This is a genomic window from Kouleothrix sp. 19917 (genome assembly GCF_057073505.1).
The window spans coordinates 6,644,682-6,670,941 of record NZ_CP097099.1 but is presented as its reverse complement, the minus strand read 5'-3'; the positions used below and the strand labels follow the sequence as shown (position 1 = coordinate 6,670,941).

The window sequence follows — 26,260 nt, the reverse complement described above, 5'->3', positions numbered from 1 at the left end:
TTGGGGACCGAGCAGCAAAAAGTTTAGTTGTTGATCGAGATCTCCTGTTGAGCCAGTGGCAGCGCAAAACTAAAGCAGCTTCCCTCGCCTTCTTCGCTCTCCACCCACATTCGCCCCTGATGGCCCTCAACAATTTGCTGGCAGATCGTCAAACCCAGCCCAAGATGGTTGCCCTTGCTCGACGAGCGGTTGTGCGCCCGGTAGAAGCGCTGGAAGATCTTCGCCTGCTCTTCTTTCGGAATGCCTACGCCCGTATCACAGACGTGCATTACCACCTCATCGGCCTGCAGCTCTGAGAAAAGGGTAATTGCGCCGCCCGGAGGCGTAGCCTTAATTGCATTTTCGATCAAATTATTCAACACCTGCCCAATACGCTCGCTGTCAAACACAAACTCTGGCAGGTGGGTACTGACATCATTGACCAGCTTGAGACCATTTTGCTCTGCCTGAAGGCTCAAGCGCGTGGCTGTAGCAGTAACCAGAAGCGATAAATCATTCAGTTTCGGGTCGAGCACCAATCGGCCTGCTTCCACGCGATTATATTCGAGGAATTCAGAAATACGACTTTTCAGCAACTCAACCTGGCCGTCAGCAATTGTCAGAAACTCATTCTGCAAGGCGGTGAGCGCGCCAGCCTGCCCGCGCAGCACAACTTTAATAAAGCCATTCAGTGAATTAAGAGGATTGCGCAGTTCGTGCGCCACCATTGAAATAAACTCGCTGCGCGATTTTTCTTCGATTTTCTGCTCGGTAATGTCATGCAGCACAATCGCTACCAACGGAGCATCGGTGTCGTTGTAGCGCACCTGCGAGGCGTATGCCTGGTAGTATTGGCCGATCTCATCTTCTTCTTGACGAAAATGCAGGTTGCTCATCAGAGTTGGTTTATGCTCGGCACGCAGGCGCGCAGCCATTGCGTCAAGCTGCCGCGTCAAAGCCGGCCCGCGAACCGCATCCTCAAGCATCGCCTGACCGAGTGGGTTGGTAACCACGACCTGCGAGGATTCATCGAGAACAACCAGCCCGTCGTTGATATCGCGCACTACTGCGTGCAACAGCTGCTGCTGCTGGCGCAGTCGGCTGTGCAATTCGGCATTATTTATTGCAATACCCGCCTGCATCGAAAGCGCGGTCAGGTGGCGGGCGTCGCTGCTCGAATAGGCAGCCAAACTACGACTGACAACCGTAAGCGCGCCTTGCGCTGGACCATCGCCAACAAACAGCGGCACACACAGCACCGAGACCATGCCCTGCGGAATGGTATCGGCAAGCTCAGCATCCTGCGCCGCGTTGGTAATAATGATTGGAACTTCCTGCATAATTGCGCGGCGAGTCAGCGAGCTTGCCCATGCATCGCCGCGCAGTTCGTCCAGCATAAACGTGCGGTGTTCATAGCCGGTGCCTTGCTGCAGCGACAGCACTATTCCGTGGATACGACTCGTGCCAAGCATTTGCACCGTGCTATCGACAATCTGGCTCAGCACTTCGTCGAGGCTCAGCGTGCTGGTGATAACGCGCAAACCTTCTTCAAGCGCGTGGAGCTGACGCATGCGTGCGCGCAGATCGTTTGCGCTCCGTTCGAGGTCGCCAATCCGCGCTTCGCGGCCCATGCGCTCGGCCCGCAGTTCGTGCCGAAGGGTGGTATTCACGCGCTGCTGAAACGACATCGCCCAGATAGCAATGACGCCAATACCAAGACTGTTTGCCAGCAAAGCCCATTCCGACATTGGATCGAGCGATGCGTAGCCCCCGCCAACCGACGCCACATAGATATAGATTGGCCCAAAAAGAAACGGCAAAATCATAGCAAGCGGCAGGCGCCGAAAGCTGGCAAGCGCGCGGATCGCAAGCAAGATGTACAGTGGGTAGATGGCAGGCCCGAGGGTTTGTGCCTGACTGAGCAGCAGCATTGCAAAAAGCAAATCAATGCCAACCGCTAACCAGGAGGTTGTAGGAAGGGTCGATGTATAGACCGTGGAGCGAGGGCGTCGGCGGATGAAGATTAGGCTGAGCTGAGCAGTACCATAGAGGACGAGAAACCCACCGATAACTGGCGCGAGTGGCATATTCAAAAGCCACCAGGCGTATGTAAAACTCAAAAGTGGAGCAGCGGCACGTAGCAGATCGCGCCGCTCAAGCGCGGCCCAATGCTTCGTGCGGGTAGTTATTGCTTCGCCGGCTGCCATACTTGCCGCTGCTCTCCTCACCTAGTCCTTACGTTGAACAAGTGCGTCGCTAGACTTCGAATTTATACCCAAGATTGCGAACCGTCAGTACGTGGTGCGGATGCTCGGCGTCCTTTTCGATCTTGGTGCGCAGGCGGCGAATATACACCGCCACCAGGTTGCTTTCGCCTTCGTAATCGTAGCCCCAAACCTTGCTAAGAATCTGGCTGGTGTTGAGCACCCGGCCGGCATTTTTCATGAGGTAGTACAGCAAACGAAATTCTAGTGGCGTCAACTCAATCGTGCGGCCGTCTTCAAACAGCACTTTGTGCTCAACTGGGTCGAGCGTGATGCCACCCTGGCTCAGCCGCGCCGACGGGTTCAGCATGTCGCTGTTGCGGCGGCGCAGCACCGCTTCAACGCGCGCGAGCAGTTCGGAAGGCTCAAACGGCTTCACGAGGTAATCGTCGCCGCCGATCTGCAAGCCCATGACGCGATCTTGCAGCTGCGAGCGCGCCGAAAGAAAAATAATCGGAACGTCCGAGGTGCGGCGGATCTGGCGGCAGATATCAAAGCCGTTCGACTTGGGCATGGAAACATCAAGAAGAACAAGATCAGGGTTATATTGTTCGATAACCTGTAAAATGCTGGGGCCGTCGTATGCCTTGAAAACGCGATAGCCGGCCTCTTCAAGCAGGAATGAAGTCAATTTCACACTGGGCAGATCATCGTCAGCAACTAAAATATGCATCTGCGGGCTCTCCTTGTAGCGCGTATCAGCAGCAACCACAGCAGTGGCCTAGGGCCATGCTGTTGTGTGTTCTTTGTCTGATGCACGGTGGCTTGTTCAAAATATCTCTAATCATATAAACTGCTGCGATGATGAAAAAGTTACGCCTCATCATACCCGATTTTGGTTGTGTTTCTGTTAAAAGTTTGCTCACACTACAACAGGTAGCGCCACTATGATGTGCGCCAACATAAAAAGAGATGCCTGCCAGCCTGAAAACTGGGCATGCATCCCAAAGCGCAATATATGCAGAGCTAAAACGGCAAATCTTCTTCGTCGAAGGTGTTGGTGCCGCGCGGCAGGGCAGCGACTTTTGCGGCGCGCGCCGGGCGGGCAGGGGCAGCGGCGGCAGGAACTGTAGCGGCAGGTGCGGCGCTTGCCCCAACTGGCTCGGCAGGCGCTGCCAATTGATCGCGCCGGGCATCGAGGATGATGATGTCATTGGCGATCACTTCGCTGAGGTAGCGCGTTTGCCCATCCTGATCTTCCCACTGTCGGGTTTGCAGGCGGCCTTCGACATACACGCGCGAGCCTTTCATCATCCATTGCGCGCAAATATCGGCGAGCTTGTTCCACGCCACCACGCGAAACCACTCGGTGTCTTCATGCGCTTCGCCTTCGGCAGTGCGCCACGAGCGGTTGGACGCAACGCGAAATGTCGTGACGGCATGGCCCTGGGGCGTTTGGCGCAGCTCGGGGTCGGCACCTAATCGGCCGGTAAGTTGCACTTTGTTCAAATCTTTGCTCATTGCTGTGCTCCTCTCAATGCCGGTAGCTGCTCTGCCCGCACTATAGCACATTTGTTCTTGAAGTGTCAAGCATTTTTGGCGCGGGAAGAAAACCAAACTCCGACTTTTGGCCCTTGCACGCGGCTTGCGCGAATATGGTACAATATGAGCAACAGGCACTGACGGAGACAAGTAGCTGGTTGTAGCGCAGTTCAGCGAGCACGCGGTTGGTGAAAGGCGTGCCTGGCGGGCCAGCAAAAATCCCTCCCGAGCCGAGCCTCGAACCGCACCGGGCGTTGCTATCTCGCAGTCACCCGGCGCAGAGTAAAGGTTTCCGGTCTCGCCCGACGTTACCCGGGCGGAGGTGTGTTAGCACCTTCACGAAGCGGGCGCATATGCGCCAAGCGGGGTGGTACCGCGGGGTAGATGATGCCTCGTCCCTGTACAGGGACGGGGTTTTTTGTTGTCCGTAGAACGGATCAGGGCGACGAGTGGCGAACAGTTCGCTACCTGCGCCCCGCTGGAGGAACTATGCCATTTCAAGATGTCGACGCCAAGCTGGCTTTTCCCAAGCTTGAGCAAACAGTTGCACAATGGTGGGCCGAGCAGAATATCGTCAAGCAGGCGCTGGCGGCCGGGGATCGCGCGCGCCCGTTTATCTTCTTCGAAGGGCCGCCCACGGCGAATGGCCGGCCGGGCGTGCACCACGTTGAGGCGCGTGTCACCAAAGACCTGATCGTGCGCTACCAGCGCATGCGCGGGCGCTATGTGATCGGTGCGCGTGGCGGCTGGGATACGCACGGACTGCCGGTCGAGGTCGAGGTGGAGAAGGAGCTGGGCTTCAGCGGCAAGCCCGACATCGAGAAGTATGGCATCAAGGAGTTCAACGCGAAGTGTAAGGAAAGCGTCAACCGCTATGTCGACGAGTTCGAGCGGCTGACCGATCGGATCGCGTTCTGGCTCGATCTGGACAACCCATACACCACCTACGACAACAGCTACATCGAGTCGCTGTGGTGGATCTTGCGCCAGTTCTGGGACAAAGACCTGCTGTTCCGCGACTATAAGGTCACCATGCATTGCCCGCGCTGCGGCACGACCCTGGCCGATGCCGAGGTTGCGCTGGGCTTTGAAGATAATGTCGATGACCCAAGCGTGTGGATCCGCTTCCGCCACGAGCCGAGCGGGCACCCGCACGACGCGGCGCTGGCGGGCGCGGCCTTTCTGGCCTGGACGACCACGCCCTGGACCTTGCCGGCAAACGTAGCCGTCGCGCTCAAGCCCGACGCCGACTATGTGCTGGTGGAATTTGTTGGGGCGAAAAATTCGCCGGCTGCCAGTGGCGAAACAGACACAGCGTCGGGCGCACATGCTTCGCCCGAACGGCTGGTGCTGGCCGAGGCGCTGGCCGATCAGGTGCTGGGCGAGGGCAACTACACCGTGCTCGACCGCTTCAAGGGCGACGCGCTGTGGGGCGTGCGCTACCAGCGCCTGTACGACGGCGTGCCCGGCGCGGGCGACAAGCCCGACCTTGAGCGCGCCTACATGGCAATCGCCGACGACTTTGTGTCGCTGGAAGATGGCACCGGCATCGTGCATATCGCGCCGGCCTATGGCGACCTTGAGGTCGGCCGCAAATACAACCTGCCCACGCTGTTCTCGGTCGATCTGAGCGGGCATGCCTACCCGGCCTACGACGCGCTGGGCTTCGGCGGTATGTTCTTCAAGCAGGCCGACCCGGTGATCACGCGCAACCTGAAGGAGCGCGGGCTTTTGTTCCGCAGCGCGCGGGTGAAGCACTCCTACCCGTTCTGCTGGCGCTGCAAGAACCCGCTGCTGTACTATGCCAAGCCCTCGTGGTACATCCGCACCACCGCCAAAAAAGAGCGGCTGGTGGCGCACAACCAGGAAGTGCACTGGGTGCCCGAGCACATCAAGAACGGGCGCTTCGGCAACTGGCTGGCCAACAACATCGACTGGGCGATCTCGCGCGAGCGCTTCTGGGGCACGCCGCTGCCGATCTGGGTCTCGGAAGACGGCAAGCACATGGAGTGCATCGGCTCGGTGGCCGAGCTTGAGCAGAAGGTCGGGCGCAGCCTGAAAGACCTTGATCTGCACCGGCCGTTTGTGGACGAGCTGACGTGGGAAGCGCCCGACGGGCATGGCGCGATGCGGCGCATCCCCGACGTGGCAGATGCCTGGTTCGACAGCGGCTCGATGCCGGTGGCGCAGTGGCACTACCCATTCGAGAACAAGGAGCTGTTCGAAATCGCCGGGCAGGCCGACTATATCTCGGAAGCGATCGACCAGACGCGTGGCTGGTTCTACACGCTGCACGCCGTCAGCACGCTTCTGTTCGATCGGCCAGCCTTCAAAAACGTGATCTGCCTGGGCCACATCCTCGACGCCAAGGGCGAGAAAATGTCGAAATCGCGCGGCAATGTCGTCAACCCGTTCGAGCTGATCGACGAGTTTGGCGCCGACGCGGTACGCTGGTATATGTTCGCCAGCGCGCCGCCCTATAACGCGCGCCGCTTCGGGCCCGAGCAGGTGAATGAGATGCTGCGGCAGTTCATACTGACGCTGTGGAACACCTACAGCTTCTTTGTGACCTACGCCAAGCTCGATGGCTGGACGCCCGCCAACAGCAGCACACCAGCCGAGCTGCAGCCGATCGACCGCTGGGCGCTGGCGCGACTCAACGCGCTGGTGCAGGAGGTGACGGCCTCACTCGACGACTACGACATCCACGCGCCGGCCAAGGCGATCGAGGCGTTTGTCGACGACCTTTCGAACTGGTATGTGCGCCGCAATCGCCGCCGCTTCTGGAAGGCCGACAGCGACGCCGACAAGCAGGCAGCCTACAGCACGCTCTACACCTGCCTGACGACGGTGACGCGCCTGCTCGCGCCGTTCATGCCATTCCTGAGCGAGGCGCTTTACCAGAACCTGGTGGCGCAGCAGACCGAAGGCGTGGCGCTGAGCGTGCACCTGGCCGCGTGGCCGCAGGCCGACACTGCGCTGATCGACCCGGCGCTGCTGGCCGACACGGCGACGCTGCTGGAGGCCATCAGCCTGGGGCGGGCGGCGCGGCGCAGCGCGGGCGTGAAGGTGCGCCAGCCGCTGGGCGCGCTGTGGGTGCGCGTGCCGGCCAGTGCCGTGGCCGGGCTGCAGCGCTTCGAAAGCGAGCTGCGCGACGAGCTGAACGTCAAGGAGGTGCGCTACCTCGACGCGGCGACCGATCTGGTCGAGTATCGCTTCAAGCCGAACCTGCGCGTGGTTGGCAAGCAGTACGGTAAGCTGGTGCCAGCGCTCACCCAGGCGCTGCGCGAGCTGGCGGGCGAGGCGGCGCGCGCAGCCGCGCACACGCTGGAAGCGGGCCAGCCGCTGGCGCTCGCCGTGAACGGCGAAACGCTGCAGCTTGCGCCCGAGGCCGTGCTGGTCGAAAGCTCTTCGCCCGAGGGCTACGCGGTGGCCGAGCACAATGGCGTGCTGGTGGCGCTCGACACGGCGCTGACGCCCGAGCTGCGCGCCGAGGGCCAGGCGCGTGAGTTGGTGCGCAGCATCCAGGATGCGCGCAAGGCCGCTGGGCTGGCGATCTCCGACCGCATCGCCGTGACGGTGGCGGGCGCCGACGCCGCGCTGGCCGCGACGCTGGCGGCCTGGGGCGCGTACCTGCGCACCGAAACGCTGGCGAACTCGCTGGAGCAGGGCCAGCCGGCGGCGGGTGCGCATGTCGCCACGCTCGATCTCGACGGGCAGGCGCTGACGCTCGGCATCAGCAAGGACGACTAGCGCAGCTCGGACGAAGAACGAAGGACGAATGACCAAGATGCGTTTCGTCCTTCGTCCTTCGTCTTTGGTCATACCCAGCAGAATTACTGACTCCATGCGCCGCGCTTGACAAAACGCAGGGCTGTAGGTACCATGCACGCCACTCAGGGCCAAGCACTCATACCAACCCATTTCTGGCATCGCAGCGCATAGCATAGTAGCGTCTCTACACAAACAACCACCGAGCCAAGCCACGGCCCACACCCCATCGCATCCGCGAAAGGTTTGGCGGGGCTGTGCCGAAGCCGGGCCATGTCGCGGGTCTGAAAGGTTTGCATTCACGCAGCACCTCTCAGCCCTAGTTGTGTTTGTGCCTTTTTCAGCAAGCGCCATTCCACACTGCGCACACGCTTTCGGCGCCTTTGTAACTTCGTGTATCTATAAACTTAACTTATGGATCGCATCATCGTTCTGAAAGGAGCAGTGCTTGAAGATATCCGGCAAATCAACGATTGATGCGCCACGCGACCAGGTTTGGGAAGCCCTCAACAACATGGAAGTGCTGGCGCGCATTGTTCCCGGCTGCGAGCGCCTGGAACAGGTCGGAGACAACGAATACGAAGGCACCGTCAAGATCGGCATTCAGTCGATCAAAGGTACCTACAGCGGAAAAATTCGGCTCGAAGATATTGAGCCGCCCCGCCACTACAAGCTGGTTGCCGCCGGCCGCAGCGCCAATGGCGTGGTCGATGGCACTGGCACAGTCGATCTGGAAGAGCTGGAAGACGGCAAAACGCTGCTGAATTACGGCGGCGATGCCCAGATCGGCGGCACGCTGGCAAGTGTTGGCCAGCGCCTGATCGAGGGCGCGTCGAAGCAGCTGATCAATCAGTCGCTCAAGGCGCTTGCCGAGCAGATCAAGCAGCGCAATGCACCACCCGCCGAAGCGGCTGCCCCTGCGCCGGCCGACGCAGCGCCCGCGCCCGAACCCGCCACCGCTGCTTCCGCGCCGGCCGCCAGCAGCGCGCCCAGCGCCGTTGCCGAAGCCGAGCAGGCCGCGCCCGCAGCTGCGCCCGAGGCTAGCACACCCACCACCACCGAAACACCTGCAGCGCCTGCCAAAGCCGCCCCGCCCAGCTTCGAGCGGCGCACGGTTGTAGTGCCTTCCGACGAGCAGCTCAAGCCTGAGTCGATTGTGCGCGGCATGGTTGAGGATGCGCTTCAGGAGCGGCCGTGGGTGCCGTGGGTGGTCATCGCCTTCTTGCTTGGCATATTGTTTGGCCGCGCTGGCCGCAAGTAGCGCGCCGCCCCAAACGATTTGTGCATCTCGTTCTTAGCCAGCCTGGCTAGAAAGGAGCCTCGGCTCACCCATAGCTCATTTGCTGTTTCCATACATACGCCGGCGTTGGAATGGATCCTGGGAGTTATCAGGAGGAATATGACGTGAGTACGATCTCAGTCACGGTCAATGGGCGGACCTACCAGAGCGATGTCGAGCCACGTACACTGCTTGTCCACTATCTGCGCGAACAGCTCAACCTCACCGGCACGCATATTGGCTGCGACACCAGCCAGTGTGGCGCGTGCGTCGTTCATGTGAATGGCGAAAGCGTCAAATCGTGCACCATGCTGGCCGTTCAGGCCGATGGCGCGCAGATAACAACCATCGAAGGACTGGCGAAAAACGGCCAGCTCCATGCGCTTCAGGAAGGCTTCTGGGAGAAGCACGGCCTGCAGTGCGGCTTCTGCACCCCCGGCATGATTATGTCGGCCTACGACCTGCTCCAGCAAAACCCCAACCCCACCGAAGACGAAATTCGCCACGGCCTGGAAGGTAACCTGTGCCGCTGCACCGGCTACCAGAACATTGTCAAGGCTGTGCAGTATGCGGCCGGCAAGATGGGCGGCAGCGGCGAAAAGGGCCAGGACCCCACGGCCCAAACCAGCGGCGACAGCCCGGGCGAAGAGTATATCGAAGACGTTGCGAGCGACAAGGGTGGCGAGCGTTCGCCTGAAACCGTTGTTGGCTCCGACGAAGCCCCGGTCGCCGGTTCGTAACAGGCCAGGTGGCGGCGCTCCGTGCCCCGCCGCTTCACAATGCAGTGCTGGAAGGAGCAGGTATGACCACGGTAACCAAGATGGTTGGTCAGGCGCTCAAACGGCGCGAAGACCCCAAGCTCATCACCGGGAAGGGCAACTTCCTCGACGATATCAAGCTCCAGGGGATGGCCCACGCAGCGATTCTGCGCAGCCCCTACGCCCACGCCAAACTCAACAGCATCGACACCTCGAAGGCCAAGGCGCTCCCCGGCGTCATCGCCGTGTTCACCGGCGAAGACATGATGGACATTAACCCGCTGCCCTGCGCATGGCAGGCTGGCCGCGTGCAGAACAACGCCAACACGCCGCGCGCGATTTCGCCCGGCAAGGCGCTGTTTGCCGGCGACGGCATTGCCATGGTGGTGGCGGAAAATCGCTACATCGCCCGCGACGCGCTCGACCTGATTGAGGTCGATTATGAGCCGCTGCCGGTGGTGGTCGACGCGAAAAAGGCCACCGAGGCCGGCGCGCCGCAGCTGCACGACAATGCGCCCAACAACATCTGCATGACCTGGGACTGCGGCGACAAGGGCAAGGCCGACGCCGCGTTCAGCAGCGCCGAAGTGACCGTCAAAGAGCAGATCATCAACCAGCGCCTGATCCCCACGCCGATGGAAACGCGCGGCTCGCTTGCCCGCTACGACGAAGCGACTGGCGAGTTTACGGTGTGGATGACCTCGCAGGCCCCGCACGTCATGCGCCTGCTGCTCACAGCCTTTGTGTTCGGCATCCCCGAAACCAAGCTGCGCTGCATCGCCCCGAACGTGGGCGGCGGCTTCGGCCAGAAGATCTTCTGCTACGCCGATATGGTGTTTACCATGTGGGCATCGCGCAAGCTCGGCGTGCCAATCAAGTTCGTCGAGGATCGCTCGGAGAACTATCGCTCGTCCACCCACGGCCGCGACCACATCACCGATGCGGAGATTGCCGGCAACAAGGATGGCACGATCACCGGCCTGCGGATCGAGACTTGGGCGAACCTGGGCGCGTACCTGAGCACGATTGCCCCGGGCATCCCCACCACGCTGTATGGCCGCATCACCACCGGTGTGTATAAGATCCCGGCGGCCTACTGCAAGGTCTATGGCGTCTACACCAACACCGCCATGGTCGATGCCTATCGCGGCGCGGGCCGCCCCGAAGCGTCGTACCTGATCGAGCGCATGGTCGACCGCTTTGCCGCCGAGATCGGCATGGACCCGGCCGAGGTGCGACGCAAGAACTTTATTCAGCCCGGCGATTTTCCCTACGACAATGGCATGGGCCTGCTGCCCTACGACAGCGGCAACTACGAGCCGGCGCTCGACCGCGCGCTGCAGATGGCGGGCTACGCCGACTTCCGCAATGAGCAGGCCGAGGCGCGCAAGAACGGCAAATACCTGGGCCTGGGCATCAGCTCCTACGTCGAGATCTGCGGCGTTGCGCCCAGCGCCTGGATCGGTCTCCCCGGCGAAGGGTGGGGCGCGGGCCTGTGGGAAAGCGCGAACATCCGCGTGCACCTGACCGGCCAGGTCGTTGTTACCACGGGCGCGCTGCCGCACGGCCAGGGCGTCGAAACCACCTTCGCGCAGATTGTGGCCGACGAGCTGGGCGTGCCCTACGAGAGCGTGCTGATCGAGCACTCCGACACCGCCGGCACGCCCTTCGGCTACGGCACCTACGGCAGCCGCTCGCTGACGGTGGGTGGCACGGCCATGTACAAGAGTGTTGCCAAGATCAAGGAAAAGGCCAAGAAGATCGCCGCGCACATGCTTGAAGCCAACCCGGCCGATATCGAGTATGCCGACGGCAAGGCCTATGTGAAGGGTTCGCCCGACCAGGCCAAGACGCTGGGTGAAATTGCGCTGCAAGCTTCTGTGGCCTACAGCCTGCCCGAAGGCGTCGAGCCCTTCCTGGACGAGACGACCTACTACGATCCGCCGAACTGCACCTTCCCCTTCGGCACGCACATCGCGATTGTCGAGGTCGATGGCGCGACGGGCATGGTCGAAATCAAGCGCTACGTCGGCGTCGACGATGTCGGCAACCCGATCAACCCGCTGATCATCGACGGCCAGCTCCACGGCGGTATTGCCCAGGGCATCGCGCAGGCACTCTATGAAAATGGCGTGTACGACGAAAACGGCCAGCTCGTCAGCGGCACGCTGATGGACTACGCCGTTCCGAACGCGGCCATGCTGCCCAACTACGAGCTGGATCGCACCGTAACGCCCAGCCCCGTCAACCCGATGGGCGTGAAGGGCGCGGGCGAGGCCGGCACCATCGGCAGCGCGCAGGCGATTATGAACGCGGTGATCGACGCGCTGCAACCGTTTGGCGTGAAGCACATGCAAATGCCGGCGACGGCGGAGCGCGTGTGGCGGGCGATGAATAGTAAAGGCTAAGTTTTGAGTTTTGAAGTTTGAGTTGACTTCTGGCGCAACTTAAAACTCTGCACTCAAAACTCAAAACTTTCGAGGAGAATAGTATGATCCCGAGCGAGTTCCAATATTTCTCGCCCACGACGGTCGACGAAGCAGTGAGCTTGCTACAAGAGCATGGCGAAGACGCCAAGCTGATTGCGGGCGGCCACTCGCTGCTGCCGGCCATGAAGCTGCGCCTGACGGCCCCGACCGTGCTGATCGATGTCAGCAAGATCGACGGCATCAAGGGCGTGTCGGTGAACGGCAATGTCACGGTGGGCGGCGGCGCGACCTACCACGCAGTGGCTTCGAACGATGCCGTGCAAAGCGCGTGCGGCGTGCTGGTCGAGTGCGTGGCGCAGATTGGCGACACGCAGGTACGCAACCGTGGCACGATCGGCGGCTCGCTCGCGCACGCCGACCCGGCAGCCGACCTGCCGGCGCTGGCGCTGGCGCTCGGTTCCACCATCACGGTGAAGGGGCCGGGCGGCGAGCGCACAATCAACGCCGACGACATGTTCGTCGAGATGTTGACCACCGCAATCGAGCCGAACGAAATCATCACCAGCGTGACCTTCCCGACGCTCGGCGCGGGCGAAGGCGCGGCGTATGAGAAAATGCGCCAGCCGGCTTCGCGCTACGCCATCGTCGGCTTGGCCGCCTATGTCAAGCTCGGCGGCGACGGCAATGTGGCCGAGGCGCGTGTGGCCGTGACGGGCGCTGGCCCGAAGGCGACCCGCCAGAGCGACACCGAGAGCGCGGTGGTGGGCAGCAACGGCGACGACGCAGCCGTCGCGGCGGCGGCCGACAAGGCCGGCGAAGATATGGACTACCTGGGCGACATCCACGCCTCGGAGGAGTATCGCCGCGCCATGGTGAAGGTGTACACCAAGCGGGCGCTCGCCAAGGCGATTGCACGCGCACGCGGCTAGCGATTTTGCGGCAGCCCCCGTTCCCTGCGCAGGGAACGGGGGCTTCTTCGTTGGCGCGGGCAGGCATGCAAAGCGTGGTAAGATAGCGCCTCGACATCAACCTGAACAGCAAAGAAGCCGTATGGAAAACGTCTCTGCCGACACAATTCTCAAACGCTATGCCAACCGCAACTTCGTGGTGAATGTGCTGGATGGCATGGCGTTTGTGTTTGGGATCAGCCTGGTTTCGCGCCTGACCGTGCTGCCATTATTTATCGCGCGCCTGTCGAGCGAGCGCTGGGTGCAGGGCCTGCTGCCCACGCTGACGCAGGCCGGCTGGGTGCTGCCCACGCTCTTTATGGCCCCGCTGGTCGCGAGCATGCCGCGCCGCAAGCCACTGGTCATGGCGGCAACCCTGGGCGAGCGCCTGCCGTTTCTGGTGCTCGGCGCGGTGCTGCTGCTCAGGCCCGGCCTTGCGCCCGCCACGCTGCTGACGATCTTCTTTGTGCTGTACGCATTTCAGTCATTCAGCGGTGGCTTTACCGCGACGGCGTGGCAGGATTTCATTGCGCGCATCATCCCCGAGCGGCGCTGGGGCACGTTTTTCGGCTTGCAGAATGGCCTGGGCGCGGTGCTGGGCATTGCCAGCGCAGCAATTGCGGGCGAGATCCTGGCGACGCAGCCATTCCCGCAGAGCATTGGCACGCTCTCACTCATTTGCTTCGCCGCAATGATGCTTTCCTACACCTTTCTGGGGCTGACGGTCGAGCCGCCGCAGCCGGTACAGCCGCGCCAGCCGATGCGCGCCTTTTTGCGCGGGCTAGGCCCGCTGCTGCGCAACAACCCGCCCTTTCGCAGCTACCTGTTCTGCCGCGCGGCGATTGCGCTCGGGCTGCTCGGCCACAGCTTCGTTACGGCAGCGGCGCTGGAGCGCTTTGGCATCGGGAATGCCGAGGTTGGCGTGTTTACCGCCGTGCTGCTGGCCTCGCAGGCGATCGGGCATATTGGGCTGGGCGCGCTGGGCGACCGCTGGGGCCACAAGCAGGTGCTGGAATTGGCGACCGCGCTGGGTCTCGCGGCGCTCCTGCTGACGGTGCTCGCGCCAACTGCCATCTGGTTCTACGTGATTTTTGCGCTGGTTGGCGCGGCGCAGGCCGGCTACCAGATTTCGGGCTACACGGTGGTGCTGAGCTTCAGCACGCCGGCCGAGCGCCCAACCTACATTGGCGTGGCAAACACCACGCTCGCGCCGGTTGCGACGCTGGGGCCGCTACTGGCCGGCAGTTTTGCGGCGGCAGTTGGCTATAATGCCTTGTTCGTGGCGCTGCTGGTGATTGGCGGGGTGGGGTTAATCGCGCTGCACTGGCGCGTGACTTTGCCGGCACGAAATGCGCTTGGCGCGCAGGAATAAGCGTCTATATGCGGGCCACAGACAAAATGAGATCGCTAGAAATTGAACGCGGAGCTACGCTGACGAATGCGGACAAATGCCCCTATCTGCGTAGTCCGCGTGCATCTGCGTCCAGTACTTCACATATTCGCGTCTTCGTGTCTTCGTGGTTAAAATAAGACCCTTGCGAACTAGCGGAAGGTCGCAACCACCACGGCCGCCAGCAGGCCACTACCGAGCAGGCCATATTCCCAGAACACGCGCTGCGAAAGTGTGCCTTCCAGGTGGTGCTGCACCAGGCCAATCGCCACATAGAACAGCACCAGCAGCAGCGCGCCGCCGAGCAAAAACGAGGCCGCCCAGTAATTCAGCGCCCAGGTCGCCTCGGCCAGCGCGATGCCTATCATGCCCGCCAGCACAAACAAGCCCTTGCGCGGCGGTGCCCACTGCATCAGCGCATAGGCCAGCAGCGCGGCAGTGGCCCCAATCAGCACGCCCGAGTACAGAAAGCGCAGGCGCGCGTAGTAGGTGGCACTGAACAGCGTAAACGCCAGCAGCAGCGTGATGGTCTGGAGGATCAGGCGGGCAGTGTGGCGCACCTCGGGCCGCCGGTCGAGGGCGTAGTGCTGGCCCAGCAGGGCAGCCAGCAGCAAGCCTCCCGTGGCGGCCAGCGCAATGATCGCCGCCGTCATTTCGAGCAGCGGGCTGAACAGGCGGAAAAACGCGAAGGGCGCGACGATTGCAAACGAGGGCAGAATCCAGAAGCCCGGCGCAAGCTCCAGCCGCGCCACGCCCAGGTTCAGGCTTGGCAGCGCGCGGTTCTGCATCTGCGGGTGGCTGCGAATAAACAGGTCGGCCCCGGTGCTGGTAATCACCACCAGCGACGCCACCAGCACCCACGAAAGCGTGATCAGCGGCAGGTCGCCGCCCAGGCGCGCGCGAAAATTATTCGGGTTAATATCGATCAGGAACACAACCGCCAGACCAACCAGCACCAGCAAAACCAGTGACACAATGCGGTCGTAGCGGGGTGTTGCGGAAGGGCTCACCGTGCTTGTTCTCCTTGCGACGCGTGCCCGGCACGCGATTGCCAGCCGGCCTGGGATTCTAGCCGCACTTGCCGGGGATGTCAACCTTGCGCACGGTTGCGCCGCCCCTGTGAGGGTGTTAGAATGGCACCGCTATGCACGATAGCCCATATTTGCGCCCGGGTTCCTGCTGTTCCTGGTAGTTCACGCAGCAGCTCAGGCAACAAAGCGCACCATCCATGCTGGTTTCCTCTCCGCAATCCACCGAGCCGCTGCAGCTCAGTATTCGGCCCGCCCAGATGCGCGATATCTACCCGGTGCTCAACCTCCACCGCGAAGCCTTTGCCGATAAATTCGGGGCTGCCTTTGGCACGAATGGCGCGGCGCGCGGGCTGGAGGCCATGGCCGAAGCCTGGCGGCGGCAGGGCACAAGCGCGCTGCGCGGCATGTTCGTGGCCGAGGCCGGCGAGCAGGTGATTGGGACGATCACACTGCGCACCTGGGAGATGGGTGGCGACAACACTGGCGCGGCCGAAATGGCATTTCATCAGGTGCTTGGCACCTGGCGCGCCATGCGCTCGATCTTCGCGCTTTCGCTGCTCGACCACCAGATCGACCGCGCCGAGGGCTATATCACCGACGTGGCGGTGCTGAGCGCCTACCGGCGGCGCGGCGTGGCCCAGGCCATGCTGGCGCGCGCCGAAGAAGAAGCGCGCATCCGCCGCAAGCGCTACCTGGCCCTCTACGTCAGCGCCCGCAATCGCGGCGCAATCGACCTCTACCATCGCACTGGCTTCACCAAATGGCGCACGCGCCGCTCGCTCATGGCCGGCTGGATTTTGCGACAGCGCGTATGGCTGCTGATGCGCAAGGATCTGGGGATGTAGCAGCATTGCGCGGCAAGGCAATGTGTGCTACTGTACTCGGGTAGCGCGCAAGCGCCCGGCGGCGATGAAGCCGCACAGCAACGGGCGCTTGGGCTATGTGCAAACAAAACTATCAATTCATTAGGAGGCGACGACAATGACGTCTGAGCGCGAAAACCCCTTCCGTATCGCGCAGCAGCAGTTCGACAAAGCAGCCGATCTGCTCGACTTGCCCGACGATGTACGCGAGATCTTGCGCGTTCCCCAGCGCGAGCTTACCGTCAACTTCCCAGTGAAATTCGACAACGGCTCGACCAAAGTCTTCACCGGCTACCGCGTGCAGCACAACCTCGGGCGCGGCCCTGTCAAGGGCGGCATTCGCTACCACCCCAATGTCGATATTGACGAAGTACGCGCGCTGGCCATGTGGATGACATGGAAGTGCGCGCTGGTGAATATTCCCTATGGCGGCGCGAAAGGCGGCGTCGTGGTCGACCCGGCGAATCTCTCGTTGGGCGAGCTGGAGCGGCTGACCCGCCGCTTCGCCACCGAGATTAGCATTCTGATCGGCCCCGACAAAGACATCCCCGCGCCCGATGTGAACACCACCCCGCAGATCATGGCCTGGATCATGGACACGATCTCGATGCATCAGGGCCACACCGTCAACGCCGTTATCACTGGCAAGCCGGTGCAGGTCGGCGGCTCGCTGGGCCGCAACGACGCCACCGGGCGCGGCGTGAGCCTGATGGTGCGCGAGTGGGCGCGCAACAACAACCAGAATGTCGAGCAGCTTAATGTCGTGGTGCAGGGCTTCGGCAATGTGGGCGGTGTTGCGGCCGAATTGCTGACCGAGATGGGCTGTCGCGTGATTGCCGTCAGCGACGCGACCGGCGGCTATGTGCGCCGTGGCGGGCTCGATATCAAGGCCATGCGCGAGTATGCCGCGCGCCACCCGCGCCGCCTGCTGGAAGGCTACACCGCGCCCGGCGTCGAGCAGCTGACCAACACCGAGCTGCTGGAACTGCCCTGCGACGTGCTTGTTCCCGCCGCGCTGGAAAACCAGTTCACCGAGCTGAATGCGCCACGCATCCGCGCCAAAGTAATTGTGGAAGGCGCCAACGGCCCAACCACGCCCGACGCCGACGCCATTTTCGAAGAGCGCGGCATCACCGTCGTGCCCGACATTCTGGCCAACGCCGGTGGCGTGACGGTGAGCTACTTCGAGTGGGTGCAGGGCTTGCAGTCGTTCTTCTGGGACGAAATGGATGTGAACGCCAAGCTTGAGCGCATCATGGTCAACTCGTTCGAGCAGGTGCGCGCCGTAGCCGAGCAACGCCGCATTTCGATGCGGCTGGCGGCCTACCTGCTGGCGGTGCGCCGCGTCGCCGACGCAAACGCCACCCGCGGCATTTACCCCTAGTGCGCGTGAACGCGCAGGGGCTAGGAAATGGAGGATAGGGTTTGGGGATTGCAATGCCCAACAAGGCCTTTCCTGACCCTGAAACCTCACCTGGAATTGCCCAGAGTAATTTGGAAATCCGCTATTGATTTGATGAAGGACGAAGGACGAAGCCAGATTGCCCATTCGTCCTTCGTCTCAGCCAGGAAAAACGAACTTCAACCGAGCTGTGTTCGTTTTGCAGCACCAAGGGATGTGAAATACACGTTACCGCTTTACTTTGGCTGTGGTACAATAGCATACCATGATCAGGCTCACGTGGTAGATAGCCTCACCGATTGCGTATTACTGTGCAGCGTATTTCGCGCACGGTAATACGCAATCGGCGTATGCGACCCGCAGATGGGGAGGTACCGTCGTGGATGTTCTGCTTGTGGATGACAACGTTCTTATGCAACAGCTTATTGCGCGTTTCCTGGGGGAATTTGGCTATCAGGTCGCGGTGGCGGGCCTGGCTTCGGAAGCTGTGGCGCTGGCCCGAAAATCGCCGCCGGCCCTGCTGATGATCGATATGCACCTGCCCGACCTGGATGGCCCCGACGCGCTGGCCGCATTGCGCAAGCTGCCTGGCTGCGCCGACACGCCCGCCATTGCAATCAGCGGGCTGGCCGAGGAAGAAATGCGCCATATGGAAATGCACGACTTCAACGAATACTTGGTGAAGCCGGTCGATCTCGATATGCTCTATGCGACGGTGGCGCGCTATCTTGGCCCAAATCTTGCGCGCAGCGTGGGGTAAGGTATCACTGCGCTCTGTGTGGAATTGAGCGAATTATGCGAATTTCAAGTAAAGGCGAGTATGGCTTGCGGGCTTTGTTCGATCTGGCGCAGCGCTACGGCGAAGGGCCGATCCAGAGCCACGATATTCATGCGCGCCAGGGGATTGACGAGAATTACCTGAACCAGATTTTGATCCTGCTGCGCAAGGCCGGCCTGATCGAAAGTGTGCGCGGCCCGCAGGGTGGCCACCGCCTGGCCCGCCCGCCCGCGCAAATCTCGCTGCTGGAGGCACTGGTGGCACTGGAAGGGCCGCTGCTGCCGCCCGAAGCCGGCCGCGACAGCCTGCAGCCCGAAAACGCGCTCGATCTGGATATTGTGCGGGATGTGTGGGCGGGCGCGCGCGAGGCGCTGGAAAGCAACCTGCGCAACCAGTCGCTCGACGACCTGTGCCAGAACAAGCGCCGCCGCTCGGGCGAGGTCATGTATTATATCTAGCGCATTTTAGATTTACGATTTTGGATTTACGATTGTACGCAACCGCATATCAATGCGGAAGAAGCACAAGCATATCCAGACCGAAGCGCAATTTTATTTACGACGAAGACGCGAAGGCGCGAAGGTAATAAGAGAAAGCTTACCTTTTTGCGTCAGGCAAATAGCAGCAAACACGCAGGAGGCACTACAAAGCCAAGTTTGTAGTGCCTCCTGCGTTCTTATGTGCCAAAAAAACTGCCGCCTGCCCGCTGCCTACTGCTACTCTCCCCCATCCCCTAATTCACAATAAGGCCCTGCGCTTCGAGCCAGAAGCGCGCCGCCGCCAGCGACCCCAATTCGACCAGCGTGAACAGAAGCGCCCAGGTAGCCGGTTTGGCAAGCTGGATCATGCGCGTGACGCGGCCCTCGTAGCCCATAAACAGCGCGGTGAGCAGCACATTAATCGCATACAGAATGCCGGTGATGCCCAGCCATGCCGTAATAGCAATCGGCCAGAACATCAGCGCGACATTGCCGTACATCGCCGCCAGCACCAGCAGGTTCAGCAGCAGCGCGCCGCCAAGCTCCAGCCAGCCGTTCATAATGCGCTGATTCGTGTCGGGGTTCTGGCGCAGCGACAAATTGATGATCAGGAACATCAGCACGGCGATTGCCACGCCCATGCCCATGCCAGTGAGTGTGCGCAGTTCGTTCTGCGGTGTGTACAGGTGCGGCATAAACAGGTCGACCAGCATGGAATTGAAGCCATCGACGCCCATCACCACCACAAAGGCGATCAGCGTGGCGAGAATGGGGATGGGCGGCAGCTTGGCGGCGCGCGCCCGGCCCAGCGCCAGCAGAAACAGCACCGTGACCAGGAAGCCGCTGTAGATGCCGGTGTTGCGCGCGCAGAGCGGCAAGCGCAGGCCGGCCATATCGACCGTGTGGGCCTGGGCGCAGACGCCATGCACCACTGCGTACATCTTCCATTCCAGCGGCATGCCCGGCCAGGCCAGCAAGCCCAGCAGCAGCACTCCCGCCAGCCCAAACAGGGCGTAGCGCCAGGGAAGCTCGCGCAGGCCGCGCGTTTCGGCCTGCTGTACGCGGCGCGCAGTCATTTCGCCGCGAGCCATCTCGATTATTTCGTCGCTGGTACGCTCGTTCATATTATTTCAGCTCGTCGATATGATTGCTGATAAAGGTGGCATCCATCACGCCGGTTTTGCGCAGCGCAATCGTGCCGTCGCTGTTGATGAAGTAGGTGGTGGGCAGCAACTGCGCGGCGTAGCGCTCGGCAATATCGCCCTTGGGGTTGGCAATCAGCGGGAAGGTCACGCCCAGCTCGTTGGCGAAGGGCCCGAGCTGATCGAGCGTTTGCGCCTTGTTCACGCCCAGCACCACCACGTCTTTGTATTTCGCCAGGGTATGCTGGAGATCGGGCATCTCGCTGCGGCAGGGCGCGCACCATGTCGCCCAGAAGTTCAGCAGCACTTTTTTGCCGCGCAGCTGGCTGAGCTGGCGCGTGCTGCCGTCGGGCATAGTATAGCTGAAATCGGGCGCGCTTTCGCCCTGCGAGGGAATGGCCGATTGCCCGCTGTCGGGCAGGATGCGCGAGTCGGTGGCGATGCTTTGCGCGCCAGCATTTGCAGCCGGGGCAGGCATTGCGTCGCCGCCACAGGCGGCCAGCGCGAACGCCAGCAGAACAAGTACAAGAAAAGAACTGCGCCGCGTGGTCATGCTTCAACCTCCGCCAGGGCCGCCAGCGCCTGCGTCAGCTCGGCTGCGCGGATGGGCGCAAAGAGCGTTGGGCCGCCCGCAATTGCAACAACAGGAATGCTGTGTTTGTAGCGCTCGTACAGATCGATGTCGCTCAGGATGTTCACTTCACGCACCGCGAGCGCGAAGCGCTGGGCCAGCGCTTCCAGCAGGTCGGCGGCGTCTTCGCACAGGTGGCAGCCGGGGCGGCTGTAGAGGGTGATCTGGCGCGTTTGCATGGCGCTATTATACCAGACCAGCGCGGAGAACGGCGTCTGCGTTTAGCGTAAATAACCACCAAGACACCAAGACACCAAGGTTTTCAGAATGCTTTAGAATCTTGGTGTCTTGGTGGCATTCCCAAACAGCATCTGTGTGATCTGCGTCATCTGTGGATTATTCTCGGGCCTTCGTGGTCGAAATCCTGGCCGTTCACACGCCCTGCCGCACCACGCCCGCATCCGGCTGCGCCGTTTCGCCCACGCGCAGCAGCACAAACAGCGCCGCGCCGACCAGCCGCAGCCCGGCCGCCACAAACAGCGCCGGCGCCGCGCCCAGCGTGTCGGCAATCAGCGTGCCCACCAGCGGCGAAATAAACGTCGCCACGTAGGTGGTGAGCTGGTAGAGCGCGATATACGAGGCCGTGTGGCGCGGCGGGCAGGTGCGCAGCAGCATATCGAACAGCACCAGGTCGATGCCGGCCATGAAGATGCCGCCCATGCCCGCGTACACCGGCTGCGGCGCGACGCTGCGCGTCAGGCCGGCCAGCAGCGGGTAGAGCACCAGGCCAAACGCGCACACCCGCAGCACCAGCGTCGCTCCGCGCTGCCGCGACAGGGTCGACCAGATGAAGTATGCGCCGAGCAGCACGCCACTGTTGACGGTGTTGATCAGGCCGATCCAGGCGTCGCTGGCGTTCAGCTCGCGCACCCAGTAGAGCGGGAAGATCGGCAGCGCCAGCGTGATTCCGCAGCGGAACACAAACTGGCTGATCAGAAAGCGGCTGAACAGCGCGTTCTCGCGCAGCGCCGCCCAACCTTCGCGCAGGCGCTCGCGGCGACTGTGGCCCGCACCAGCGGCCTCGGCGGCTTCGGCCGGGTCGTTGTCGGGGATGTCGATACGGCTGGAGAAGATGAAGCTCAGCAGGCCACCCGCGAATGAGCCAATAAACACCAGCTGGTAGTTCAGCGGAAACACCACCTGATCGAGCGCCCAGCCGGCCAGCGCAACCGTGCCAGCGGTCGTCAGGCCCAGGATCGACCAGCGCCGGCTCATCAGGTAGTAGCGCCGGTCGGGGCCGGCCACCGCGCCCATCACAATCGTAAACGCCACGTTCACAATTGTTTGCGGCACGGTCGCAATCGCCCAGATGGCAATGATCGGCACGGGCACCAGTTCGAGCGGGAAAAGAAACGGCATCAGGCCAGTGATGGCGTAGGAACCGAGCACCCACACCCGCGCGCGCGAGTACCACGGCACGACGTTGCGCTGGCGTTCGAGCAGCTGGCCCGCCGGAAGCGCCAGAATAATGCCGGTGAGCGCGGGCATGGCCGTAAGCAGGCCCACCAGAAACGACGATGCGCCCAGACGCACCAGAAACACCGACAAAAACGTCGCCACCCCCGAAACAATCCCCACCCCAATGCCGTCGATCAGCACGTTGCGGATGTTGCGCTGCTCAAGCGTGGTGGGTCGCAACACAGTGCGAAAGTTGCGCATGATCACCGCCGACCGCTAGGGGCCGCCAACAATGGCGCGCCGCGTGCGGGGCATTATACTCGCGCCTTTCGCGGGCATTGGCCTGCGCGCCCTCCGCCGAAAGTCTGATCTTGCTCCGTCAAAAGTCGGAGTGCTGCGAATACAACTTGACTCTTCGTTCGAATCGGCGTATATTTTCTAACATTGTTAGATTATTTCACAGGTGTTTCGATGGGCACAAAAGAACGCCGCGAGCGTGAGCGAGAAGAACGACGCCAGGCCATTTTGCAGGCCGCGCGCACGATTGCCGGCGAAGAAGGCTGGCAGGCCGTGACCATCCGCCGCGTGGCCGACAGCGTGGAGTACAGCCCGCCAACAATCTACGAGCATTTCGCCAGCAAGGACGCGATGCTGCTGGAGCTGATGCGCGCGGGCTTCGCTTCGCTGCTGGAAGCCATGCAGCGTGTTTCCGCACACGCCTCCAACCCCGAGGCGCGTGTGCTGGCGCTGGCGCAAGCCTACTGGGATTTCGCCTGGGAGCATCCCGAAATGTATCAGGTGATGCACGGCTTGGGCGGCGTGCCGTTCTGCTCCGACAGCAAGGTGCCGCTGCCCGAAGGCGCGCTGGCTGAAGCCGACGGCGTATACACGTTTACGCTCGACGCGCTGCGCGATGTGGCACCGCCGGGCATGAATGAGCTTGAGAATGTGGTGATTATCCTCTGGGCCACGCTGCACGGCCTGGTGGCGCTGACCATGGCCGACCGGATCGACGGCGGGCGGGCATGCGCCGCGCCACTGGTCGAGCGGGCGGTGCGCGGCGTGCTGGCGGCGCACCTGAAAGGAGCAACCCTATGAGCGCGCGTCCCTTCCACGACATACCGTTAATCGAGCCGAGCGCCGACATGGCCACCAGCTATGCGCGGGTGATGATTGAGCGCTACGAACGCTACGGCCCGATTTTCCGCACCAAAACCATGGATGGCAACGACCTGGTCTATATGGTCGGACCCGAAGCGAACCGCTTGATGCTGGCGGGCCAGCGGCAGAAATTTTCGCACCGGGTGGGCTGGGGGCAGCTGCTTGGCGTGATCGACGTGTATGGCGACGGGCTGCTGACGATGGACGGCCCGCGCCACGACGAGCATCGCCGCGTGATGAACCCGGCCTTTGCAATCAGCTACATGGACAGCTACCTGCCGCTGATGCAGCGGATTATTCGCGAGCGCACGGCCGATTGGCTCGGGCGCGGCGAGGTCGATATTTACGAAGAAGCGCGCAAGATCACCTTTGACGTGGCGGCCGAGGCGCTGGTGGGCTTCCGCACCGGCCCCGAGGTCGATCAGTTCCGCGATCTGTTTTTCAGGCTGCTGACGCTGGGCGAGAATGTTGCCAGCGAGCAGGAATATATGGAGCGGATGACGGCGCTTCAGGGCGAACTGCATGGCATGCTGCTGCCGAAAATCCGCGAGCGCCGCGCCCAACCAACCAACGATGTGCTGGGGCTGCTGGTGCAGGCGCGCGACGAGCATGGCCAGGCGCTGAGCGATGCGCAGCTGATCGCGCACACGAATATTCTGCTGGTCGCCGGCCACGAAACCTCGACCAGCCTGAGCGCGTGGCTGCTGGCGCTGCTGGCGCAACATCCCGACTACATGGCGCGCGTGCTGGCCGAACAGGATGCGCTGCTGGGCACGCGCAACGAGCCCGCCCTCGACGAGATCAAGCGCATGAAGGTGCTGGAAAACGCGCTGAGCGAGGCCGAGCGCCTGTTCCCGCCCGTTGCCGAAGGGCCGCGTGGCGTGCTGGAGCCGTTTGAGTTTGCGGGCTACCAGGTGCCGGCCGGCGTGTACGCTATGTACTCGATTGTGGCGTCGCATATGCTGCCAAGCGTGTTTGCCGAGCCGGCGCGCTTCGACCCCGACCGCTTTGCGGCGCCGCGCGAGGAGCACAAGCGCACGCCGTATGCGCTGGTGGGCTTTGGCGGCGGGCCGCGCATCTGCATCGGCATTAATTTCGCGCAGGTCGAGATCAAAGCACTGGCATCGCACGTGCTACGACGCTACCGCCTGGAACTCGCGCCGGGCCAGCCGCTGGTGCAGGTCTACCGCCCGACCGGCGCGCCGCTGGCGGGAGTTCGGATGCGAGTTGCGCCGCGTGAGCGGCAGGGGTCAGGAGTCAGGGGTCAGAAGGCAGTGAAAAGAGAAGGTGAGTTGTAATCAGCGGGTTTGCGCAACAGAACGCATTCCTTCAAAAAAGATCAGTCGAACGACTGAGCTACTTTGCCCATGTGGGCGTTGGCAAATTGGGCCATAAGGGATAGCATGTCCGGGCGAAAGACCGTGGAATGCAAGGGCAATGGGCCGGAACAGGAGAACAAAGCGTGGCGACAATGGAAGAGAAATTGAACATGCACAGTGGGGCAGAGTCGCCCGAGATGACGAGTGAACCCCTTGCACCGAGCGCAATGCGGCGGCGCGTGTTTGGGCTGGCCTGGCCGGTGATTGGCGAGAACTTTCTGGAAACCATGCTTGGTATCGTCGATACGCTGCTGGTGGCTGGTTTGGGCGCAGTGGCGATCGCCGGTGTGGGCACAGGCCTGCAGGTAATGTTTTTCCTGATCTCGGCGCTGAGCGCGCTGGCGATCGGCAGTTCGGTGCTGGTGGCGCAGGCCGTGGGCGCGAGCGACCTGGCGCAGGCTGGCCGGCTTGGCCGCCAGTCGCTGATTTGGAGCGGGCTGTTTTCGATCCCGCTGGCGCTGGGCGGCCTGCTGCTGTCGCGGCCGATCATCAGCATCTTTGGCGTCGAGCCGGCAGTGGCCGAGATTGGCACGCAATATCTTCAGGTCACGATGGGCACGGTGGTGGTGCTGGTGGCGCTGTTTATTGGCGGCGGCGTGCTGCGCGGCGCGGGCGATTCGCGCACCCCCATGCTGGTAACGGCGCTGGCGAATCTGGTGAATGTCGGCCTGGCCTATGGCATGATCTACGGCCATTTCGGTTTCCCGCAAATGGGCGCGGTCGGCAGCGCCTGGGCAACCTTCCTGGCGCGCACCCTCGCACTGGTGCTGCTGGTGGCAGCATTGTGGCGCGGTCGCAACGGCGTCACGATCCGTGGCCGGGGCGGCTGGCTGCCCGACTTCAAGGTGGCGATGCAGGTGCTGCGCATTGGCATCCCGGCTGCGCTTGAGCAGGTGCTGGTATCCAGCGCGTTCCTGGCGATGTCGGTGGTGGTGGCGCATCTTGGCACCGAGGTGCTGGCCGCGCACCGTGTGGCGTTCAACGCCCTTTCGCTCTCGTTCCTGCCGGGCATTGGCTTTGGCATTGCCGCAACGGCGCTGGTGGGCCAGAGCGTTGGCGCGCGCAAGATTGCCGAGGGCGGCGCGGCGGCACGGGTGGCAACCACCTGGGCGGTGGCGTGGATGAGCGCAATCGCGGCGCTGCTGTTTGTGTTTGCGCCGCAGGTGCTGCACCTGTTTACCAGCGACATGGCAGTGGTGAATGCGGGCGCAAACGGTCTGCGCGTGGTGGCGCTGCTCCAGCCTTTCTGGGGCGTGCTGTTCGTGCAGGCGGGCGCGCTGCGTGGCTCGGGCAACACCACGTTCCCGCTGTTGATCACCGGCATTGGCATCTGGATCTCGGTGGCGCTGGGCTATGTGCTGATCCACACGATTGGTGGCGGGCTGGCGTCGGTGTGGGCGGCATTCCTGGCCGTCGCGCCGTTCATGGCCTTCCTGATGTGGCGGCGCTTCCAGCGCACGGTTGCTGAGGGCGTGGCCGCGTAAACAGCCAGCACAAACGAAAACGGTGGGGGCGGGTTTCGTCTCCACCGTTTTTGTTGCCCGATGAAGGGCTGCCAGATTATGCACGGCAAAGAGCGCAAAGAACGCAAAGGTGTTTGAGGTTGCAGGTTGGGGGTTGCAGGTTGAAGGTTTGCGAGTTGAAGGTTTGCGAGTTGAATGTTCGTACATTGTGCCGACTGCCAACTGCTCACTGCT

Annotated in this window: 21 protein-coding genes and 1 other annotated feature; of the genes, 13 read left to right on the top strand and 8 right to left on the bottom strand. The window is 62.3% G+C overall.

Translation table 11 applies throughout. The features are described from left to right. Window positions 1-23: 23 nt before the first annotated feature. The 3 genes from M1P90_RS27030 to M1P90_RS27020 all read right to left on the bottom strand — a co-directional run bounded on the left by M1P90_RS27030 (window position 24) and on the right by M1P90_RS27020 (window position 3,704). Window positions 24-2,186 carry an ATP-binding protein gene (locus tag M1P90_RS27030; protein ID WP_483698730.1) on the bottom strand — a complete coding sequence of 721 codons (2,163 nt, stop codon included), beginning with the start codon at window positions 2,184-2,186 and terminating at the stop codon, window positions 24-26. 49 nt (window positions 2,187-2,235) lie between these two features. Then, complete coding sequence (locus tag M1P90_RS27025) at window positions 2,236-2,916, bottom strand: response regulator transcription factor (protein ID WP_483698729.1); 681 nt, start codon at window positions 2,914-2,916, stop codon at window positions 2,236-2,238. 293 nt (window positions 2,917-3,209) lie between these two features. Beyond that, entirely contained in the window at window positions 3,210-3,704 is a 495-nt protein-coding gene (locus tag M1P90_RS27020; RefSeq protein ID WP_483698728.1) for a single-stranded DNA-binding protein, read from the bottom strand. Between the two features lie 149 nt (window positions 3,705-3,853). Further along, window positions 3,854-4,128, top strand: a binding site (T-box leader). A gap of 86 nt (window positions 4,129-4,214) precedes the next feature. Between M1P90_RS27020 and ileS the strand changes: the two genes are divergently transcribed. The 6 genes from ileS to M1P90_RS26990 all read left to right on the top strand — a co-directional run bounded on the left by ileS (window position 4,215) and on the right by M1P90_RS26990 (window position 14,281). Next, window positions 4,215-7,478, top strand: a complete 3,264-nt coding sequence (ileS, locus tag M1P90_RS27015; RefSeq protein ID WP_483698727.1) for an isoleucine--tRNA ligase — start codon at window positions 4,215-4,217, stop codon at window positions 7,476-7,478. A 466-nt stretch (window positions 7,479-7,944) separates the two neighbouring features. Next, window positions 7,945-8,757, top strand: a complete 813-nt coding sequence (locus M1P90_RS27010) for an SRPBCC family protein (protein WP_483698726.1) — start codon at window positions 7,945-7,947, stop codon at window positions 8,755-8,757. 143 nt (window positions 8,758-8,900) lie between these two features. Continuing rightward, window positions 8,901-9,515 (top strand): (2Fe-2S)-binding protein, encoded by a 615-nt coding sequence (locus tag M1P90_RS27005; RefSeq protein WP_483698725.1) that lies wholly within the window; start codon window positions 8,901-8,903, stop codon window positions 9,513-9,515. Window positions 9,516-9,577: 62 nt separating this feature from the next. Further along, the gene (locus tag M1P90_RS27000) at window positions 9,578-11,941 is read left to right on the top strand and encodes a xanthine dehydrogenase family protein molybdopterin-binding subunit (protein ID WP_483698724.1); all 2,364 of its coding nucleotides are present in this window, start codon (window positions 9,578-9,580) and stop codon (window positions 11,939-11,941) included. Window positions 11,942-12,024: 83 nt separating this feature from the next. Continuing rightward, window positions 12,025-12,891 (top strand): FAD binding domain-containing protein, encoded by an 867-nt coding sequence (locus M1P90_RS26995; protein ID WP_483698723.1) that lies wholly within the window; start codon window positions 12,025-12,027, stop codon window positions 12,889-12,891. Window positions 12,892-13,012: 121 nt separating this feature from the next. Continuing rightward, window positions 13,013-14,281 carry an MFS transporter gene (locus M1P90_RS26990; protein WP_483698722.1) on the top strand — a complete coding sequence of 423 codons (1,269 nt, stop codon included), beginning with the start codon at window positions 13,013-13,015 and terminating at the stop codon, window positions 14,279-14,281. Window positions 14,282-14,451: 170 nt separating this feature from the next. Here M1P90_RS26990 and M1P90_RS26985 read toward each other — a convergent pair whose 3' ends face one another. Continuing rightward, window positions 14,452-15,309 (bottom strand): DUF5656 family protein, encoded by an 858-nt coding sequence (locus tag M1P90_RS26985; protein ID WP_483698721.1) that lies wholly within the window; start codon window positions 15,307-15,309, stop codon window positions 14,452-14,454. Window positions 15,310-15,527: 218 nt separating this feature from the next. Between M1P90_RS26985 and M1P90_RS26980 the strand changes: the two genes are divergently transcribed. From M1P90_RS26980 to M1P90_RS26965, 4 genes are all read left to right on the top strand, one after another. Further along, the gene (locus M1P90_RS26980; protein WP_483698720.1) at window positions 15,528-16,175 is read left to right on the top strand and encodes a GNAT family N-acetyltransferase; all 648 of its coding nucleotides are present in this window, start codon (window positions 15,528-15,530) and stop codon (window positions 16,173-16,175) included. Between the two features lie 136 nt (window positions 16,176-16,311). Next, on the top strand, window positions 16,312-17,577 hold the full coding sequence (locus M1P90_RS26975; protein WP_483698719.1) for a Glu/Leu/Phe/Val family dehydrogenase: 1,266 nt from the start codon (window positions 16,312-16,314) through the stop codon (window positions 17,575-17,577). A 397-nt stretch (window positions 17,578-17,974) separates the two neighbouring features. After that, window positions 17,975-18,355 carry a response regulator gene (locus M1P90_RS26970; protein WP_483698718.1) on the top strand — a complete coding sequence of 127 codons (381 nt, stop codon included), beginning with the start codon at window positions 17,975-17,977 and terminating at the stop codon, window positions 18,353-18,355. A gap of 35 nt (window positions 18,356-18,390) precedes the next feature. Beyond that, window positions 18,391-18,831, top strand: a complete 441-nt coding sequence (locus tag M1P90_RS26965) for an RrF2 family transcriptional regulator (RefSeq protein WP_483698717.1) — start codon at window positions 18,391-18,393, stop codon at window positions 18,829-18,831. 275 nt (window positions 18,832-19,106) lie between these two features. On the opposite strand, the gene M1P90_RS26960 is transcribed toward M1P90_RS26965, so the two are convergent. The 4 genes from M1P90_RS26960 to M1P90_RS26945 form a co-directional block, all read right to left on the bottom strand. Further along, entirely contained in the window at window positions 19,107-19,976 is an 870-nt protein-coding gene (locus tag M1P90_RS26960) for a DUF2085 domain-containing protein (protein ID WP_483698716.1), read from the bottom strand. Between the two features lies 1 nt (window position 19,977). After that, window positions 19,978-20,547, bottom strand: coding sequence for a TlpA family protein disulfide reductase (locus tag M1P90_RS26955; protein WP_483698715.1), 570 nt, complete (start codon window positions 20,545-20,547; stop codon window positions 19,978-19,980). After that, a complete protein-coding gene (locus tag M1P90_RS26950) occupies window positions 20,544-20,804 on the bottom strand; it encodes a glutaredoxin family protein (RefSeq protein ID WP_483698714.1) in 261 nt (86 codons plus the stop codon). The genes M1P90_RS26955 and M1P90_RS26950 overlap by 4 nt, the downstream gene beginning before the upstream one ends. 193 nt (window positions 20,805-20,997) lie before the next feature. Further along, window positions 20,998-22,284 carry an MFS transporter gene (locus tag M1P90_RS26945; RefSeq protein WP_483698713.1) on the bottom strand — a complete coding sequence of 429 codons (1,287 nt, stop codon included), beginning with the start codon at window positions 22,282-22,284 and terminating at the stop codon, window positions 20,998-21,000. Window positions 22,285-22,494: 210 nt separating this feature from the next. Here M1P90_RS26945 and M1P90_RS26940 point away from each other — a divergent pair, with 210 nt between their 5' ends. From M1P90_RS26940 to M1P90_RS26930, 3 genes are all read left to right on the top strand, one after another. Continuing rightward, window positions 22,495-23,121, top strand: a complete 627-nt coding sequence (locus M1P90_RS26940; RefSeq protein WP_483698712.1) for a TetR/AcrR family transcriptional regulator — start codon at window positions 22,495-22,497, stop codon at window positions 23,119-23,121. Beyond that, window positions 23,118-24,482 carry a cytochrome P450 gene (locus tag M1P90_RS26935; RefSeq protein WP_483698711.1) on the top strand — a complete coding sequence of 455 codons (1,365 nt, stop codon included), beginning with the start codon at window positions 23,118-23,120 and terminating at the stop codon, window positions 24,480-24,482. Before M1P90_RS26940 ends, M1P90_RS26935 begins: the two co-directional genes overlap by 4 nt. A 218-nt stretch (window positions 24,483-24,700) precedes the next feature. Next, window positions 24,701-26,047, top strand: coding sequence for an MATE family efflux transporter (locus tag M1P90_RS26930; protein WP_483698709.1), 1,347 nt, complete (start codon window positions 24,701-24,703; stop codon window positions 26,045-26,047). Window positions 26,048-26,260: the final 213 nt, after the last annotated feature.

Bases quoted from the DNA above. Each gene is read 5' to 3' on its own strand.
- M1P90_RS27030 (WP_483698730.1), bottom strand. From the start codon at position 2,186: ATGGCAGCCGGCGAAGCAATAACTACCCGCACGAAGCATTGGGCCGCG.
- M1P90_RS27025 (WP_483698729.1), bottom strand. From the start codon at position 2,916: ATGCATATTTTAGTTGCTGACGATGATCTGCCCAGTGTGAAATTGACT.
- M1P90_RS27020 (WP_483698728.1), bottom strand. From the start codon at position 3,704: ATGAGCAAAGATTTGAACAAAGTGCAACTTACCGGCCGATTAGGTGCC.
- ileS (WP_483698727.1), top strand. From the start codon at position 4,215: ATGCCATTTCAAGATGTCGACGCCAAGCTGGCTTTTCCCAAGCTTGAG.
- M1P90_RS27000 (WP_483698724.1), top strand. From the start codon at position 9,578: ATGACCACGGTAACCAAGATGGTTGGTCAGGCGCTCAAACGGCGCGAA.
- M1P90_RS26995 (WP_483698723.1), top strand. From the start codon at position 12,025: ATGATCCCGAGCGAGTTCCAATATTTCTCGCCCACGACGGTCGACGAA.
- M1P90_RS26990 (WP_483698722.1), top strand. From the start codon at position 13,013: ATGGAAAACGTCTCTGCCGACACAATTCTCAAACGCTATGCCAACCGC.
- M1P90_RS26980 (WP_483698720.1), top strand. From the start codon at position 15,528: ATGCTGGTTTCCTCTCCGCAATCCACCGAGCCGCTGCAGCTCAGTATT.
- M1P90_RS26975 (WP_483698719.1), top strand. From the start codon at position 16,312: ATGACGTCTGAGCGCGAAAACCCCTTCCGTATCGCGCAGCAGCAGTTC.
- M1P90_RS26965 (WP_483698717.1), top strand. From the start codon at position 18,391: ATGCGAATTTCAAGTAAAGGCGAGTATGGCTTGCGGGCTTTGTTCGAT.
- M1P90_RS26960 (WP_483698716.1), bottom strand. From the start codon at position 19,976: ATGAACGAGCGTACCAGCGACGAAATAATCGAGATGGCTCGCGGCGAA.
- M1P90_RS26955 (WP_483698715.1), bottom strand. From the start codon at position 20,547: ATGACCACGCGGCGCAGTTCTTTTCTTGTACTTGTTCTGCTGGCGTTC.
- M1P90_RS26950 (WP_483698714.1), bottom strand. From the start codon at position 20,804: ATGCAAACGCGCCAGATCACCCTCTACAGCCGCCCCGGCTGCCACCTG.
- M1P90_RS26945 (WP_483698713.1), bottom strand. From the start codon at position 22,284: ATGCGCAACTTTCGCACTGTGTTGCGACCCACCACGCTTGAGCAGCGC.
- M1P90_RS26940 (WP_483698712.1), top strand. From the start codon at position 22,495: ATGGGCACAAAAGAACGCCGCGAGCGTGAGCGAGAAGAACGACGCCAG.
- M1P90_RS26935 (WP_483698711.1), top strand. From the start codon at position 23,118: ATGAGCGCGCGTCCCTTCCACGACATACCGTTAATCGAGCCGAGCGCC.
- M1P90_RS26930 (WP_483698709.1), top strand. From the start codon at position 24,701: ATGACGAGTGAACCCCTTGCACCGAGCGCAATGCGGCGGCGCGTGTTT.